Annotated in this window: 14 protein-coding genes, 1 tRNA gene and 1 other RNA gene; 13 read left to right on the top strand and 3 right to left on the bottom strand. The window is 62.0% G+C overall.

Translation table 11 applies throughout. The features are described from left to right. Positions 1-2 precede the first annotated feature (2 nt). Together AB5Y47_RS07390 and AB5Y47_RS07395 are read left to right on the top strand one after the other, a co-directional pair. Positions 3-90, top strand: a tRNA-Ser gene (locus AB5Y47_RS07390). A gap of 52 nt (positions 91-142) precedes the next feature. Continuing rightward, a non-coding RNA gene (locus AB5Y47_RS07395) (RtT sRNA) lies at positions 143-272 on the top strand. Positions 273-363: 91 nt separating this feature from the next. On the opposite strand, the gene alr is transcribed toward AB5Y47_RS07395, so the two are convergent. Then, on the bottom strand, positions 364-1,476 hold the full coding sequence (alr, locus tag AB5Y47_RS07400) for an alanine racemase (protein ID WP_216944125.1): 1,113 nt from the start codon (positions 1,474-1,476) through the stop codon (positions 364-366). 1,063 nt (positions 1,477-2,539) lie between these two features. Between alr and hybO the strand changes: the two genes are divergently transcribed. The 11 genes from hybO to AB5Y47_RS07455 all read left to right on the top strand — a co-directional run bounded on the left by hybO (position 2,540) and on the right by AB5Y47_RS07455 (position 13,599). Further along, positions 2,540-3,673: a hydrogenase 2 small subunit gene (gene hybO, locus AB5Y47_RS07405; protein ID WP_368220071.1), complete on the top strand. Its 1,134-nt coding sequence runs from the start codon at positions 2,540-2,542 to the stop codon at positions 3,671-3,673. A 2-nt stretch (positions 3,674-3,675) separates the two neighbouring features. Further along, a complete protein-coding gene (gene hybA, locus AB5Y47_RS07410; protein ID WP_069652625.1) occupies positions 3,676-4,713 on the top strand; it encodes a hydrogenase 2 operon protein HybA in 1,038 nt (345 codons plus the stop codon). Next, positions 4,706-5,893: a Ni/Fe-hydrogenase cytochrome b subunit gene (gene hybB / locus AB5Y47_RS07415; protein WP_368220072.1), complete on the top strand. Its 1,188-nt coding sequence runs from the start codon at positions 4,706-4,708 to the stop codon at positions 5,891-5,893. Before hybA ends, hybB begins: the two co-directional genes overlap by 8 nt. Then, positions 5,890-7,596: a hydrogenase 2 large subunit gene (gene hybC / locus AB5Y47_RS07420; protein ID WP_368220073.1), complete on the top strand. Its 1,707-nt coding sequence runs from the start codon at positions 5,890-5,892 to the stop codon at positions 7,594-7,596. Before hybB ends, hybC begins: the two co-directional genes overlap by 4 nt. After that, on the top strand, positions 7,593-8,123 hold the full coding sequence (locus tag AB5Y47_RS07425; RefSeq protein WP_368220074.1) for a HyaD/HybD family hydrogenase maturation endopeptidase: 531 nt from the start codon (positions 7,593-7,595) through the stop codon (positions 8,121-8,123). Before hybC ends, AB5Y47_RS07425 begins: the two co-directional genes overlap by 4 nt. Further along, on the top strand, positions 8,105-8,641 hold the full coding sequence (gene hybE, locus AB5Y47_RS07430) for a hydrogenase-2 assembly chaperone (RefSeq protein ID WP_368220075.1): 537 nt from the start codon (positions 8,105-8,107) through the stop codon (positions 8,639-8,641). Before AB5Y47_RS07425 ends, hybE begins: the two co-directional genes overlap by 19 nt. A 121-nt stretch (positions 8,642-8,762) precedes the next feature. Then, on the top strand, positions 8,763-10,382 hold the full coding sequence (locus AB5Y47_RS07435) for an ABC transporter substrate-binding protein (protein WP_368220076.1): 1,620 nt from the start codon (positions 8,763-8,765) through the stop codon (positions 10,380-10,382). Between the two features lie 11 nt (positions 10,383-10,393). Next, positions 10,394-11,371, top strand: a complete 978-nt coding sequence (locus AB5Y47_RS07440) for an ABC transporter permease (RefSeq protein ID WP_368220077.1) — start codon at positions 10,394-10,396, stop codon at positions 11,369-11,371. Beyond that, positions 11,361-12,176, top strand: a complete 816-nt coding sequence (locus tag AB5Y47_RS07445; RefSeq protein WP_368220078.1) for an ABC transporter permease — start codon at positions 11,361-11,363, stop codon at positions 12,174-12,176. Before AB5Y47_RS07440 ends, AB5Y47_RS07445 begins: the two co-directional genes overlap by 11 nt. Continuing rightward, the gene (locus AB5Y47_RS07450) at positions 12,170-12,958 is read left to right on the top strand and encodes an ATP-binding cassette domain-containing protein (RefSeq protein ID WP_368220079.1); all 789 of its coding nucleotides are present in this window, start codon (positions 12,170-12,172) and stop codon (positions 12,956-12,958) included. The genes AB5Y47_RS07445 and AB5Y47_RS07450 overlap by 7 nt, the downstream gene beginning before the upstream one ends. Then, a complete protein-coding gene (locus tag AB5Y47_RS07455) occupies positions 12,958-13,599 on the top strand; it encodes an ATP-binding cassette domain-containing protein (protein ID WP_368220080.1) in 642 nt (213 codons plus the stop codon). The genes AB5Y47_RS07450 and AB5Y47_RS07455 overlap by 1 nt, the downstream gene beginning before the upstream one ends. Positions 13,600-13,952: 353 nt before the next feature. Here AB5Y47_RS07455 and hypB read toward each other — a convergent pair whose 3' ends face one another. Together hypB and hypA are read right to left on the bottom strand one after the other, a co-directional pair. After that, positions 13,953-15,071, bottom strand: coding sequence for a hydrogenase nickel incorporation protein HypB (hypB, locus tag AB5Y47_RS07460; RefSeq protein ID WP_368220081.1), 1,119 nt, complete (start codon positions 15,069-15,071; stop codon positions 13,953-13,955). 1 nt (position 15,072) lies between these two features. Next, entirely contained in the window at positions 15,073-15,414 is a 342-nt protein-coding gene (gene hypA, locus AB5Y47_RS07465; RefSeq protein ID WP_234579447.1) for a hydrogenase maturation nickel metallochaperone HypA, read from the bottom strand. Positions 15,415-15,443: the final 29 nt, after the last annotated feature.

The raw sequence follows: 15,443 nt of genomic DNA on the forward strand, positions 1-15,443 counted from the left end.
TTGGTGAGGTGTCCGAGTGGCTGAAGGAGCACGCCTGGAAAGTGTGTATACGGCAACGTATCGAGGGTTCGAATCCCTCCCTCACCGCCAAATTGCAAAAAACCGACCTCATGGTCGGTTTTTTGCTTTGGGGAAGTGTCATCAGCTCATCTCGAAGAGGGGGGTGAGAACCCTCGCCGGGTTCGAGCAGAGCAGCTTGCCGGGATGAACGGCCGCAGGCCGCCCCGAAGGGGTGAGCCACGCAGTGGCGAATCATCCCTCCCTTACCGCCAAATAAAACAAAAGGCCCCGTCGAAAGACGGGGCCTTTTGTTTATCAAGGGCTGGTTTGACACTTCTCTGTGGCCGGTCTCAGACCGCTTGCTCAGGCCAGCTTCAACATCGGCATCTGTTCGCGTTTGTCACAGTGCGTCAGATGGACCCGGCTGGTCAGGCGGGTCAGCAGCTCGTAGGGGATGGTGCCTATCTTTTCGGCCACCTGTTCCACCGGCAACCCTTCCCCCCACAGCGTCACCTCGTCTCCCACCTTGTCGCTGGCCGCCGGCCCCAGATCGACGGTGATCATGTCCATGGAAACCCGACCCACGATGGGCACCCGGCGGCCATTGATCAGCATGGGGGTACCTTCGGGCGCCATGCGGGGGTAACCATCGCCATATCCCGCGCCCACCACGCCGAGGGTAGTATTTCGATCCGCCACCCAGTGTCCTCCATAGCCGACCGCCTCGCCCTGCTGGCAGGCGCGGGTGGCGATGAGCTGGCTCTTGAGATTCATGACCGGGCGCAGGTCATGGTCGGCGGCAAGCTGACCGGTAAACGGGGAGGCGCCGTAGAGCATGAGGCCGGGTCGGATCCAGTCGCTGCGCGATGCCGGCCAGGCGAGGATGCCGGCGGAGTTGGCCATGGCCCGCTCGCCCGGCAGATGAGCAGAGAGGCGGTTGAATTCCTCGATCTGCAGCCGGGTGGCCTGGGTATCCTGCTCATCGGACTGGCTGAAGTGCGTCATCAGATGGAACGGCTGCACCACGTTGCGACAATGGCTCAGCCGCTCGATGAAGGCGGGCAGCTCCAGGGTGCGCAGCCCGAGCCGGTTCATTCCGGTATCGAGCTTGAGCCACACCTTGATGGGGGCGGGCAGACTGGCCTGCTCGAGCAGTGCCAGCTGTTCCCAGGTATGCAAGGTGGTTTGCAGTTCGTGTTTCGCCAGCAGCGGCAGCGCCTCGGCACTGAAGAAGCCTCCCAGCACCAGAATGGGCTTGGTGATGGCGTTGGCACGCAGCACCAGCGCCTCCTCGACCCTTGCCACCGCATAGGCATCGGCCTGGGCGAGGGCGTGGGCCACCTGCAGCAGCCCATGGCCATAGGCATTGGCCTTGAGTACCGCGATGATCTTGCTGTGGGGGGCATGGCGGCGCACCACGGTGAAATTGTGCTGGAGTGCATCGATATCGATGCTGGCCGTAACTGTGTTCATCATGGGTCGGGTGTCTGCTCGATGAGTAGTTGGCTGATGGTTTCAATCCCGATCCGGTGATCCTGGCTGCCGGGACGAGCAAACGGGGGTCACTGAATCATGTTTTTTATATGCTTTAAAATGTAAAAAGATGTTATCAGTTGTTTTTTTGTTGGTAAATTATGTGGCGAATAGGAATGCGTAAATGCGCAAAATACGGAATATTCCTCGGTATAAATTTCCCTGCCAACGCTTTCTCTGGCTCCCTATCGGGCAATATTTATCACTGGTTTTTCCCCTTAAAACGGGAGGGGGATCGAGCCGTTTTCGCACATTGTTGGCGGTTTTTCGCACCGGCTGCGTGCAGGTGGGGTTGCCGACCACTGGCCAAGGTGCGGGGAGGGGCAGGTGCATGGCAGAGGAGAAAAGCAGGCTACCAGCTCCATGGGGGGTGAAGGTGGAACTGCCGGATTAAAGAGGGCATCTCGTCGAACCGGCGAGTGGTGTACGCCACCAAGAAAGCTTGTGGCCGGCTTGGTGGCGCACGCGGCCGGAGAGACAGGTCATCCGTGGCCAGGGATGATGAAGCATGGATGTGGGCCGGTTAATTAATCAAGCGGCGAAGATCAGCCTTGAACAGCAGGGCGGGTTATTTCTTAAAAGCTGATAATAAATATCGTTTGCGCGTTCATTTTGGTTGGTGACATATAATTAAATAAAATTTAAAGGTATATATTTTTAGCTACTTTTGACGCGGAAAAAAGCCTGTAACTGGTAGCATAAATATTGGATAAAATAGTGTGACAACGCTTTCATTCTGATTATTTAACATCACGAACTAACGGGTAATTTAAATGAATTAAATTCAATAACACGCAAAAATACCCCCTAGTGGGTATTTTAGTGGCCCACACCATGCTTTCTAAGTCTATGCTATATATGGAGTTTTTAAATCCATGATGATGAGTTTTCTATTTGAATAATGTTCCGTCACTTGATGGAGATCAACATAAAGGGGGAGGGGAAGGCATAGCATTCCCGCAATTAAGCATTTGTCAAACAATGCTCACTGACGGGAATAAGAAGAATGGTCGAGGATACTTTTTTATCGGCTCATGGAATTAATCGCCGTGACTTTATGAAATTGTGCGCCGGGATGGCCGCAACCCTTGGATTAAGCCAACACGCCGTCGCCAAGATGGCCACCGCGCTCACCAGCCCCGAGCGGCCGCCGGTGATCTGGATAGGGGCGCAGGAGTGTACCGGTTGCACTGAATCGCTGCTGCGCGCCACCCACCCCACCATCGAGAACTTGATCCTCAACACCATTTCGCTGGAGTACCACGAGGTGCTCTCGGCGGCCTTCGGTCATCAGGCCGAAGAGAACAAGCACAACGCCATGGAACGTTACAAGGGCAAGTATGTGCTGGTGGTGGATGGCTCCATCCCGCTTAAAGATGGCGGCATCTACTGCATGGTGGCTGGCGAGCCCATCGTCGACCATATTCGCCGTGCCGCCAGTGACGCGGCCGCCGTCATCGCCATCGGCTCCTGCGCCGCCTGGGGCGGGGTGCCCGCCAGCGGTGGCAACCCGACCGGCGCCGTCAGCCTGGAAGAGGCCCTCGGCAACCTCGGCACGCCGATTATCAATATCCCGGGCTGCCCGCCCAACCCCCACAATTTCCTCACCACGGTCGCTTACTACATCACCTACGGCAAGCTGCCGGCGCTCGATGCCAAGAAGCGGCCGCTGTTTGCCTATGAGCGGCTCATCCACGAAAACTGCGAGCGTCGCCCGCACTTCGACGCCGGTCGCTTCGCCAAGGAGTTCGGCGACGAGGGCCACCGTCAGGGCTGGTGTCTCTACCATCTTGGCTGCAAGGGGCCGGAGACCTACGGCAACTGCTCGACCCTGGAGTTCTGCGACGTGGGCGGCGGCATCTGGCCGGTGGGCATCGGCCATCCCTGCTATGGCTGCAACGAGCAGGGGGTGGGTTTCAGCAAGGGGATCTTCCAGCTCGCCAAGGTGGAGAATCCCACCCCGCGGGTGAACAAGCCCGACGTGGCCATCCTGGAGGGAGGACACATGTCGCCCACCGCCACCGGCCTTATCGGTGGGGCGCTCGGGGTGCTGGTCGGGGTGAGTCTGATGACGGTGCGCGAGCTCGGTCGCCAGCAGAAGCGCCATGAAGCCGGGCAGCACACCTCACGGGAGGAGTGACCGTGAACAGACGCAATTTTCTCAAATTCGCCTCCGTCGGTGCGCTGGCGGCGGGCACCACCGTCTCCGGCACTGCCCTGGCGGCGGCCGAGAACAAGCCGCCCATTCCCGGTGCACTCGGCATGCTCTACGACTCCACCCTCTGCATCGGCTGCCAGGCCTGCGTGGCGGAGTGTCAGCGCCTCAACGGCAACCCGGCCAATCCGGCCGGGGAAGCAACCTGGTCCAACAACGACAAGCTGAGCCCCTACACCAACAACATCATTCAGGTGTGGAAGAGCGGCGCGGGTGAGCACAAGGATCAGCTGGTGGATGGTTATGCCTACATCAAGAAGCAGTGCATGCACTGTGTCGATCCCAACTGCGTCTCCGTCTGCCCGGTGCAGGCGCTGACCAAGGATCCCAAGACCGGCATCGTCCACTACGACCCGGATGTCTGCACCGGCTGCCGCTACTGCATGGTGGGCTGCCCGTTCGACGTGCCCAAATATGACTACGACAACCCGTTCGGGGCGATCCACAAGTGCGAGCTCTGCAACCAGAAAGGGCTTGAGCGCATCGATCAGGGCAAGCTGCCCGGCTGCGTCGAGGTGTGCCCCACCGGCGCCGTCATCTTCGGCACCCGCGAGGCGCTGATGGCCGAAGCCAAGCGCCGGCTGCTGGCCACCCCGGGCAGCGAATATGCCTACCCGCGCCAGACCTTCAGCGCCAACGATCCCTACCTGCACGAAGTGCCCAACTACCAGCCTTACGTCTATGGCGAGAAGGAGGGGGGCGGTACTCAGGTGCTGGTGCTGGCCGGGGTGCCCTACACCAAGCTCGACATGCCTGACTTGCCGGAGCTCTCCTCCGGGGCGCGCTCCGAGCATATCCAGCACACCCTCTACAAGGGGATGGTGCTGCCGCTGGTGGTGCTGACCGGGCTCTCGGTACTCATTCGCCGCAATGCCAAGCAGCATGGCGGGGGAGAGGGGGATGATGCCAGCCATGGCCAGAGCAAGGGTCATGACCAGAATACGGGAGGCAAGGACCATGAGTAATCACAAGGCACATCCGCTGGGGGGCAGACTGGTCAGCTGGCCGGTCATGGTGCTGGCGCCGTTCGTCATCCTGTGCGGCATGCTGATCCTCAAACGCCTCATCTTCGGGCTGGGCTCGGTCACCGACTTGAACGGCGGCTACCCCTGGGGGCTCTGGATCTCCTTTGACCTTTTGATCGGCACCGGTTTCGCCTGCGGTGGCTGGGCACTGGCCTGGGCGGTCTACGTTTTCAACCGGGGCGAGTATCACCCGCTGGTGCGACCGGCCCTGCTGGCTAGCCTGTTTGGCTACTCGCTGGGGGGCCTCTCCATCACCATCGACGTCGGCCGTTACTGGAACCTGCCCTATTTCTACCTGCCCGGTCACTTCAACACCTCCTCGGTGCTGTTCGAGACGGCGGTCTGCATGACCATCTACATCGGGGTGATGGCGCTGGAGTTTGCGCCCGTGCTCCTGGAGAAGTTCGGCTGGAAGGCCTCCATGGCGCGGCTCAACAAGATCATGTTCTTCATCCTGGCGCTGGGGGCCCTGCTGCCCACCATGCACCAATCCTCGATGGGCTCTTTGATGATAGTGGCGGGGGAGAAGATCCATCCGCTCTGGCAAAGCTACGAGCTGCTGCCGGTCTTTTCGCTTCTGACCGCCTTCATCATGGGCTTCTCCATCGTGGTATTTGAGGGCTCTTTGGTGCAGGCCGGATTGGCGGGGCGCGGCCCCAACGAGAAGTCGCTGTTCTACAAGCTGACCCAGGTGATCGACATCTTCCTGATCCTGTTTGTGGCGCTGCGCTTTGCCGAGATCGTCATCCACGACAAGTCGGAGTACCTCTCCCAGTGGAATCGCTACGCCTTGATGTTCTGGAGCGAGATCGCGCTGATGATCTTCCCGCTGCTGGTATTCCACTGGGACAAGAGCCGCCGGGATTCCCGCATGTTGTTCCTGGGGGCCCTCAGCATGCTGCTGGGCGCCGCCCTCTGGCGACTGGACTACTCCCTGCTCGCCTTCAACCCCGGCAATGGCTACCACTACTTCCCCTCCGCGGCGGAAGTGCTGATCTCCTTGGGCTTCGTTGCCATCGAGGTGTGTGCCTATTTGCTGTTGATCCGGCTGTTGCCGGTACTGCCATCACTTGAACGTGTTCACCAAGATTATCAGGCCCGAGGGAAAGCCAACGTATGAGCCAACGTATCACCATAGACCCCATCACCCGCATCGAGGGTCACCTGCGTATCGACTGTGAAATCGAAGGCGGCGTCGTCACCAAGGCCTGGTCGTCCGGCACCATGTGGCGCGGGATGGAGGAGATCGTCAAGGGCAACGACCCGCGCGATGCCTGGATGATAGTGCAACGCATCTGCGGGGTATGTACCTCCATTCACGCCATCGCCTCTGTGCGGGCGGTGGAGAACGCCATCGGCGCCAAGGTGCCGGTCAATGCCCAGTACATCCGCAACCTGATCATTGCAGCCCACAACATCCACGATCACATCGTCCACTTCTATCAGCTCTCCGCGCTGGATTGGGTGGACATCACGGCGGCCCTCGAGGCCAACCCGCAGAAGGCGGCGGACATGCTCAAGGGGGTATCGACCTGGTCCCTCAACAGCGCCGAGGAGCTCGCCAAGGTGCAGGAGAAGATCCGCGCCCTGGTGGCGAGCGGCCAGCTCGGCATCTTCGCCAACGGCTACTGGGGCCACAAGGCGATGAAGCTGAGCCCGGAGGTGAACCTCATCGCCGTGGCCCACTACCTGCAGGCGCTGGAGTGCCAGCGCGATGCCAACCGCATCGTCGCCATCCTCGGCGGCAAGACCCCCCACATCCAGAACCTGGCGGTGGGCGGCGTGGCCAACCCCATCAACCTGGATGCGCCGAGCGTGCTCAACCTGGAGCGGTTGCTCTACGTGAAGAGCTTTATCGACCGGCTCGGCGAGTTCATCGAGCAGGTCTACAAGGTGGATGCCGCCATCATCGCCGCCCACTACCCCGAGTGGCTGAACCTGGGGCAGGGGGCCAGGCACTACCTGAGCGTGCCGGAGCTGCCCACCGACGGTGACGGCGGCAGCTTCCTGATGCCGGGGGGCTACATCGAGAACGGCGATCTGGCCGGCTATCGCCCCATCGAGAGCCATCAGGATGCCTGGCTGATGGATGGCATCGCCGAGAGCAACAAGCACGCCTGGTACAAGGATGACGTCCCCCTCAAGCCCTGGGAGGGCAAGACTGAGCCCGACTACACCGGCTGGCAGGATGACGGCAAGTACTCCTGGGTCAAATCCCCCACCTTCTACGGCAAGGTGGTGGAGGTGGGGCCCCTCGCAGACCTCCTGGTGAAGCTGGCCGCCAAGCACCCCGGGACTGTGGCGCACTTCGATCAGCTGAATGGCATCTACAAGGCACTGACCGGCTCGGCCATCAAGACCGAACAGCTGCACTCCACCCTGGGCCGCATCATCGGCCGCGCGGTGCGCTGCTGCGTGCTCAAAGATACCCTGTCTCACCAGTGGCAGGCGCTGGTGGACAACATCGGCAAGGGGGATTCCAGCGCCTACATCAAGACCGAGATCCCGGCGGACAAGGAGTTTCGCGGGGTGGGCTTTGAAGAGGCGCCGCGCGGTATGCTCTCCCACTGGGTAGTCATCAAGGGTGGCAAGATCGAGAACTATCAGGCGGTGGTGCCGTCGACCTGGAACTCGGGCCCGCGCAACTTCAACGACGAGCCCGGCCCCTACGAGCAATCCCTGGTAGGCACCCCGGTGGCGGATCCCGGCAAGCCGCTGGAGGTGGTGCGCACCATCCACTCGTTCGATCCCTGCATGTCCTGCGCGGTGCACGTGGTGGATACCCAGAGTGGTGAAACAACTCAGGTGAAGGTGCTGTTATGAACACCCTGATCCTGGGCGTGGGCAACTTGCTCTTGAGCGATGAGGCCGTCGGCGTGCGCATCGTCGAGGGGCTGGAGCGCGACTACCGCTTCGCCCCTGGCATCGAGCTGCTTGACGGCGGCACCGCTGGCATGGAGCTGCTCGAATCGATGGCCAGTCGCGACCACATCATACTGGCGGACGCGGTGCGCAGCGGCAATCCGCCGGGCACCGTGGTGACCCTGAAAGATGAAGCGATCCCGACCCTGTTCGGTCGCAAGATCTCCCCCCATCAGCTGGGGCTGGCGGACGTGCTCTCGGCGCTGCACATGACGGGGGAGTCCCCCAGGCGGCTCACCCTGATCGGGGTCGAGCCCGAATCCCTCGAACCCCGCATCGGCCTCACCCCCGTGGTGGCGGCTGCCATGGGGGAGGCGACGGATCGGATCCTGACCCTGCTGGCCAGCCTGGGAGCTCCGGCCATTCCGCTCTTTGAGCAGGAGAAGGCCGAGCGAGCGCGGGAGGGCCTATGGCGCAATCCATTGTGAATGAGGTAGTGAACAAGACAGTGAACGAAGCCGCGACAGAGTCGGCGCAGGAGTTCGCCGGTTTTGCCGCGAATCCCGCGCCATTGCTGGTAGCCCAGTACGAGCGGATCGCGCAGCAAGAGATGCAGGCGCTGCCCTTCTATCACGCCACCATGCCCATAGTCGCAGAGTGCACCCTGTTTGAAGGGCAGTGGCTCGGCTGCGTGCTCACCCCCTGGATGTTGAGCGTGGTAGTGCTGCCGGGGCCGGATCAGCTTTGGCCGGTGCGTGGCAGCCGCGATCGGCTCGCCCTGCAGCTCCCCTGCGGCAACCTGACCTTTATGGTGGGGGCATTGCCCGAGACGGGGCAGTTGCTGGCCTGCTCGCTCATGTCCCCCATCGACCCGCATCTGGGGGCCGACGAGGGGCGGGCGCTGGTGAGCAGCACCCTCAAGATGCTGCTTTCGCTTCCGGTGCAGCAGGGGGAGGGCGGCGTGGATCTGGGGCGCCGACGACTGTTCGGGGGACGAAAGTCCTGAGACCAAGGCGTGCCGACAACCGGGCGCGTCAGTTTGACACAGGGGCCGGCATGGGCCCCTCACTCGCCTCATTGAGGTGGCGTTGCATCTCTGCGAGTGAATCCTGGGAACAAGGATCATGATGAAGATTGAACATGGCCGCGTCGATGGCCTGCTTGGTGCGCCAGTCCTGGTGCGGGCACTACCCCTGCTGGCCCTGCTATCGGGCGGTTTCTCGTCCATGGCGCTGGCTGCCCAGCCCGTCCCCGCCGAACTCAAGCTCGCCATCGGCAGTGAGCCCACCGAAGGGTTTGACCCTCTGCTTGGCTGGAGCCACGGCAGCTACCTGCTGCTGCACAGTCCGCTGCTCAAACAGAACGCCGACCTCAGCTGGCAGAATGTGCTCACCCAATCGGTGACTCCGAACCAGGATGGCAAGGGGTGGCTTATCCGCCTCAAGCCGAACCTGACATTCTCCAACGGCGCGCCCCTCACCGCCGAAGACGTGGCCTTCACCTACAACAGCGCAGCCCAGGGTGGCGGCAAGATCGATATGGGCAACTTTGTCTCGGCCAAGGTGCTCTCGCCTACCGAGGTTGCCATCACTCTTAGCGCCCCCCAGAGCACCTTCTTCAACGTGCTGGGATCTTTGGGGATAGTGTCGAAGCGGGATTACGATCCCAAGACTTACGCCCGCCATCCGATCGGCGCCGGGCCTTACCGGCTGGTGAGCTTCCTGCCCGGTCAGCAGCTAGTGGTGGAGGCCAACCCCCATTACGCCGGCGGCAACAATGATTTCAAACGGCTGGTGTTTGTCTTTATCGACGAGGAGAGCGCCTATGCCGCCGCCCAGAGCAACCAGCTCGACCTGGTGCGCATTGCCCCGTCACTGGCGCCAACCGTGCCTGCTTCCCTCAAGCTCTGGGTGCGGCCGAGTGTCGAGAACCGTGGCATCGTCTTCCCCATTCCTCCTGCTGGTAAAAAAGATGCCAAGGGTTATCCCATCGGCAACGACGTGACCTCGGATGTAGCGGTGCGCCGCGCCATCAACTACGCCATCGACCGCAAGTTGCTGGCCGACCAGCTGCTGGAAGGGCACGCCATTCCCGCCTACAGCGCGGTGGAAGGCTTGCCCTGGCTGAACAAGGCCACCGCCTTCAAGGATGGCGATGTTGCCCATGCCAATGCCCTGCTCGATGAGGCAGGCTGGCAGATGGGCAGCGACGGCGTTCGCCACAAGGGCGACCTGCGCGCCGCCTTTACCCTCTGGTACACCAGCGGCGACAGCACTCGCCGGGATCTGGCGGAAGCGGTGCGGGCCATGCTGGGACCCATCGGCCTCAAGGTGAGCCTCAAGTCCGGCAGCTGGGAGCAGGTGGAGCGCGAGATGCACGCCAATCCGGTGCTGATGGGGTGGGGGAGTCTGGATCCCATGGAGCTCTATCACCACTACCAGAGCGGCTCCGGTGGCGTGGAGTTCTACAATCCGGGCTACTACAGCAACCCTGTGGTGGATAGCCACCTCAAGCAGGCGCTGGATGCCCCGAACTGGCAGGCGGCCGTGCCGTTCTGGCAGCAGGTGGAGTGGGATGGCAAGACCGGCGCCGGAGTGCAGGGAGATGCGGCCTGGGCCTGGCTGCTCAACGTGCAGCACACTTATCTGGCCAATCGCTGCATCGACCTTGGCAAGGGGGCGCCGGAAATCCACGGTAGCTGGTCCCTGCTCAACAACCTGCAGGATTGGCGGTGGACGTGCCGTTAAGTTCGTCCACTATGATGACTGCCACTCTAAAAGCCCTGCTGCGTCTGGCAGGGCTGTTATGTCTGGTCTCGGTCGCCACCTTTGTGCTGCTGAGTTACTCCCCCATCGATCCCATCAAGGCCTATATCGGCAACGATCTGCTGCATGTGCCGCCGGAGCAGTACGCCCGGATCGCCGCTCGCTGGGGGCTGGATCAGCCGCTCTGGCTGCGCTACTGGCACTGGTTCAGCCAGGTGCTGCGGGGGGATCTCGGTTACTCCATGCTCTACAACGCGCCTGTGGGTGAAGTCATAGGCCAGCGCTTTGCCGCCTCTTTCCTGCTGCTGGCGGGCGCCTGGCTGCTCTCCGGCTTTTTCGGGATGTTGCTGGGCCTCAGCGCCGGTCGCTATCTCAACCGCTGGCCCGATCGCTTTATTTGCCGCTTTGCTTACCTGCTCGCCTCCCTGCCCACCTTCTGGGTCGGCCTGTTGCTGCTCGCCCTGTTTGCGGTGCACTGGCCGCTACTGCCGGTCTGCTGCGCCTGGACGCCGGGGCTCGCTGCCGATGAGGCGGATTGGGTCATGCGGTTGCGTCATCTGCTGCTGCCGGTGGCGACCTTGACCCTGCTCGGGCTTGGCAACATCGCCCTGCACACCCGGGGGCGGGTGGCCGAGGTGCTGGAGAGCGACTTTATCCGCTACGCCCGTGCTCAGGGGGATGGCGGCTGGCCCATGCTGCGTTTTCATGTGCTGCGCCACGCCCTGACCCCGGCGCTCTGCCTGCAGTTTGCCTCCCTTGGTGAGCTGATTGGCGGATCCCTGCTGGCGGAGAAGGTTTTCTCCTATCCGGGGCTCGGCCAGGCCACCGTGGATGCAGGGCTGCGGGGGGATATTCCCCTGCTGATGGGAATCGTGCTTTTCTGCACCCTGCTGGTCTTTATTGGCAACACAGTGGCCAGTTTGCTGCTGGCCCGCATCAATCGGGGCTGGGAGGGTGAGCATGCTGTTTAATCCGCTTCCCTCCATACTGCGGCTGGTTTTTGCCCTGCTCGGATTGGCGCTGCTGGCAACTTACGGCTGGAGCCTCTCTCATCAGGATGTGCCGATGGATCTGCTGGCGCGCCAGCAGCCCCCCTCGCTGACCCACTGGTTTGGCACCGATCAGATGGGGCGGGATCTCTGGTTGCGGGCCTTCCAGGGCACCCTCACCAGTCTGGAGTTAGGCATCAGTACTGCTCTCTGCAGTGGCCTGCTGGCCATGGTGGCGGCAAGCGTGTCGCTCATTCACCCCAGATGTGATGCGGCGGTGCGGCTGCTGATCGATGCCATGCTGGCGCTGCCCCATATGCTGCTGCTGACCCTCATCTGCTTTACCGTGGGGGGCGGTATGCGCGGAGTGATCCTGGCGGTGGCACTCACCCACTGGCCCAAGTTGGCGCTGATCCTTTGCGCAGAAGCGCGGCGGATCGCCTGCAGCGACTATGTGGTGCTGGCCCGCTGTCAGGGGATGGGGGCGCTGCGTCGCTGGCGTACCCACCTGTTGCCGGGGCTGTTGCCCCAGTGGTTTATCGGCACCCTGCTGATGTTTCCCCATGCGGTACTACACAGCGCGGCCTTGAGCTTTCTCGGCTTTGGTCTGGCGGCCCACGAGGCCTCGCTGGGCCTGCTGCTGGCCGATGCCCTGCGATATCTGGCCGGCGGTGGCTGGTGGCTGGCCCTCTTCCCGGGACTGATGTTGCTGCTGCTGGTACTGCTGTTTGATCAGGCTACCCGCGCGTTGCAACAGCTGTTGTGGCACAGGAGTGAACCATGCTGAGTTTTGATCAGGTGACCATAGAGGCGGCCCACTACTCCTGGCTGGGGCGGCGCAGCTGGCAGCCTTTGTTGACCGATATCAGCCTGCAACTGGCGCCGGGGGAGATAGTGGCGCTGGTGGGAGGGAGCGGCGAGGGCAAGAGCCTGCTGCTGCAAAGCGCTCTGACATTGCTGCCGGACAACCTGCGCATGCGCGGCGCCATCTCCCTTGATGGCGTGCCCCTGTGCGATGCCAGCCGCGCCCGTCTGCGTGGCCACACCCTCTGTTATGTGCCACAGGGGGTAAGCGCCCTCAATCCACTGTTGACGGTGGAGCGTCAGCTGGGGCGGGCGGCACGCCTCTGCGGCCAGAGCGGTTCCCGCGAGCGGCTCGGCGAGCAACTGCTGCGCTACCAGCTGCCCGCCGCCACGCTGGACAGCTATCCGCGCCAGCTCTCAGGTGGCATGGCCAAGCGCATTCTGGCCTGCACTGCGGCGCTCGGCGGTGCCCGCTACATTCTGGCAGACGAGATCACCGCTTGGCTCGACGAGGGGCTGGCCTGTCTGCTGCTCGGCCAGTTGCGTGAATTGGCCAATCAGGGCAGCGGTATCCTCTGGGTGACCCACGATCTGGCGCTGGCGGCCCGGTTTGCCGATCGCATCGTGGCCCTGCATCAGGGCCAAGTAAGTGACATCTTGAGCAGCCACCATCTGCGCCAGGGGCAGGGGAGCGAGATGCTCAGAGCCCACTGGCAGGCGCTGCCGGAGTTCAACGCGCTCTTCTCTGTGCCGGAGGTTTCCTGATGTTGAAAGTACGAAATCTCACTATCGCGCAGGGGAAACGTCCCCTCTGGCAGGGATTATCGCTGACGGTGAAAGCGGGCGAACGGCTCGGCATCTCTGCGCCGAGTGGCCATGGCAAGACCACGCTGGGGCGGGTATTGGCGGGTTGGCAACCGGTTGGGGCCGGCGGGCAGATCCTGCTGGATGGACAGCCGGTGCCTGAACAGGTAAAAGGCTATAACCCCATCCAGCTGGTGCCCCAGCACCCGGAGCTCACATTCAATCCCTATCGCACCACCGGGCAGGCGCTCTGGGATGTATGGCGCCCCGATGACGCAATGCTGGCCCGCTTTATGGTCAAGCCTGCGTGGCTCAGTCGTAAACCTGGCCAGCTCTCTGGCGGCGAACTGGCCCGCATCGCGCTGCTGCGCGCCCTCGATCCACGCACCCGACTGCTGATTGCCGACGAGGTGACCGCCCAGCTGGATCCGCAAATCCAGCGCCAGCTCTGGCAGGAGTTGATGGTTGAGTGCGAACAGCGCGGGCTTGGCATGGTGATATTCAGTCACCAGCAGGCGCTGCTGCGCCAGATCTGCCATCGGGTGCTGCGCTTTGGTGAGGTGCCTGCGGAGCAGGAGGCGATGGCCCGTAGCGTGGCCTGAGGATTGGCTTCCCCCTCATCCCCAGCCCTTCTCCCGCAAGGGGAGAAGGGAGCAGAAGGTGCCATCTCACCACGCTCGGGGTTTAGGGTTTGGAGAACCTCTGGGTTTGAAAATATGGCTGGTTGTTATGCTCGAAGCGCCCCCTGAGGGGGTTGAGGGAGTCGTATAGTCGCGACATCCACAAACCGATTCCCTCACCTTGGGGAGAGGGCCAGGGTGAGGGGACGCGAGTATGAGTCGCTGGCCATTCTGTACAGAGAGAACCGTTGGCAAAGCGCAGATAAAAGAGAGGGAGGCATCAGCCTCCCTCTTTTGTTTTCTACCGTTATCAGCGGCATTTAACCGGTTCTGGTTCAGGCCGTGGCCAGCCAGTTCAGCCAGGCATCCATCCCTTCACCGGTAGTGGCGCTGACCTGGACCACCTGAATATAGGGGTTGACCCGTTTGGCGTTCTCGATGCAGCGTGCCACGTCAAAGCTGACGTAGGGCAGCAGATCAATCTTGTTGATCACCATCAGCTGGGCGGCGGCAAACATATCCGGGTATTTCAGCGGCTTCTCTTCCCCCTCGGTGACGGAGAGGATCGCTACCTTGTACTTCTCGCCGAGATCGAAGCTGGCGGGGCAGACCAGATTGCCCACGTTCTCGATAAAGAGGATGCCCCCTTGATTGGCGGGCAGCTGGTGGCAGGCATCGTGAACCATTTTGGCGTCCAGATGGCAGCCCTTGCCGGTGTTGATCTGCACGGCAGGGACACCGGTGGCACGGATGCGATCCGCATCTCTGCTTGTCTGCTGATCCCCTTCGATCACCGCGCAGGGGCGCTTGTCGGCCAGCTGGCGCAGGGTTTCGCACAGCAGGGTGGTTTTGCCTGAACCCGGGCTAGAGACCAGGTTGAGCACCAGTTGGGCCGCTTCGTCGAAGTGTTCGCGGTTGTGGGCCGCCAGCGCGTTGTTCTTGGCCAGCACATCCATCTCGATGGCGATCAGCTGGCGCTGCCCCATGCCCGGAACCGACAATCCCGCTTCCCCTTTGCCGTAGTGCAGCTCACCCTGCTGATGGTCATGGTCATGGTCATGGTCATGGTCATGGTCATGGTCATGGCTGTGATCATGGGGATGCGCATGGGAATGGCCGTGGTCATGAGAGTGGGCGTGATCATGGTGGTGGTCATGTTCGTGGCCGTGCTTATGAGGGTGATCATGATGATGACCATGCTTGTGGCCGTGGTCATGGGTGTGATCATTCCCGTGGGCACTTGGCTGAGCCGCCAGGAGGGCGGGAGCCATGCCATGGTAGTGGTGATGGACATCCCCCTGGTGGTGGTAGTGGTGGTGAATGATCAGGGTGCGCGGCGCGCTCTGCTCGTGGTCATGATGGCGCTCATGAGCGTGCTCGTGGGGGTGTGCATGGTCGTGATCATCTTTATGGCCGGCGATCCGCGCCTGGCCGCATCCGCATACGCTACACATATCAACTTACCTCGATGTCGGTGATGCGCAGGCTGTTCCCCTGCGCGACTCGTAATTTGTATCCGCCACATTCGGGACAGGCCTGCCCGCGCTCGGTGAGGGTGACCGTCTTGTTGCAGTCGTAACACCAGGCTTCTGCCGCCTGGTGCTGAAAGTGAAGCTGGGCTCCTTCGACGGCGGTGCCCTTGGCGGCAGCCTCGAAACAGAAGGCAATGGTGTCCGGGTCGACGCAGGAGAAGCTGCCGACCTCGAGCCAGAGGGCGGTCACCTTGTTAAAGCCCCGCTGGGTGGCCTGCTCGGCTGCCAGATCGATGGCGGCCATGGCCAGAGACATTTCGTGCATGGTGGCTCCTTAACCGATATGGGGAGGTG

The organism is Aeromonas sp. R7-2, assembly GCF_040908105.1.
Taxonomy (GTDB): domain Bacteria; phylum Pseudomonadota; class Gammaproteobacteria; order Enterobacterales; family Aeromonadaceae; genus Aeromonas; species Aeromonas caviae.

Excerpts from the sequence above, each read along its gene's own strand:
- alr (WP_216944125.1), bottom strand. The coding sequence starts at position 1,476 with ATGATGAACACAGTTACGGCCAGCATCGATATCGATGCACTCCAGCAC.
- hybO (WP_368220071.1), top strand. The coding sequence starts at position 2,540 with ATGGTCGAGGATACTTTTTTATCGGCTCATGGAATTAATCGCCGTGAC.
- hybB (WP_368220072.1), top strand. The coding sequence starts at position 4,706 with ATGAGTAATCACAAGGCACATCCGCTGGGGGGCAGACTGGTCAGCTGG.
- hybC (WP_368220073.1), top strand. The coding sequence starts at position 5,890 with ATGAGCCAACGTATCACCATAGACCCCATCACCCGCATCGAGGGTCAC.
- AB5Y47_RS07425 (WP_368220074.1), top strand. The coding sequence starts at position 7,593 with ATGAACACCCTGATCCTGGGCGTGGGCAACTTGCTCTTGAGCGATGAG.
- hybE (WP_368220075.1), top strand. The coding sequence starts at position 8,105 with ATGGCGCAATCCATTGTGAATGAGGTAGTGAACAAGACAGTGAACGAA.
- AB5Y47_RS07435 (WP_368220076.1), top strand. The coding sequence starts at position 8,763 with ATGAAGATTGAACATGGCCGCGTCGATGGCCTGCTTGGTGCGCCAGTC.
- AB5Y47_RS07440 (WP_368220077.1), top strand. The coding sequence starts at position 10,394 with ATGATGACTGCCACTCTAAAAGCCCTGCTGCGTCTGGCAGGGCTGTTA.
- AB5Y47_RS07445 (WP_368220078.1), top strand. The coding sequence starts at position 11,361 with ATGCTGTTTAATCCGCTTCCCTCCATACTGCGGCTGGTTTTTGCCCTG.
- AB5Y47_RS07450 (WP_368220079.1), top strand. The coding sequence starts at position 12,170 with ATGCTGAGTTTTGATCAGGTGACCATAGAGGCGGCCCACTACTCCTGG.
- AB5Y47_RS07455 (WP_368220080.1), top strand. The coding sequence starts at position 12,958 with ATGTTGAAAGTACGAAATCTCACTATCGCGCAGGGGAAACGTCCCCTC.
- hypB (WP_368220081.1), bottom strand. The coding sequence starts at position 15,071 with ATGTGTAGCGTATGCGGATGCGGCCAGGCGCGGATCGCCGGCCATAAA.
- hypA (WP_234579447.1), bottom strand. The coding sequence starts at position 15,414 with ATGCACGAAATGTCTCTGGCCATGGCCGCCATCGATCTGGCAGCCGAG.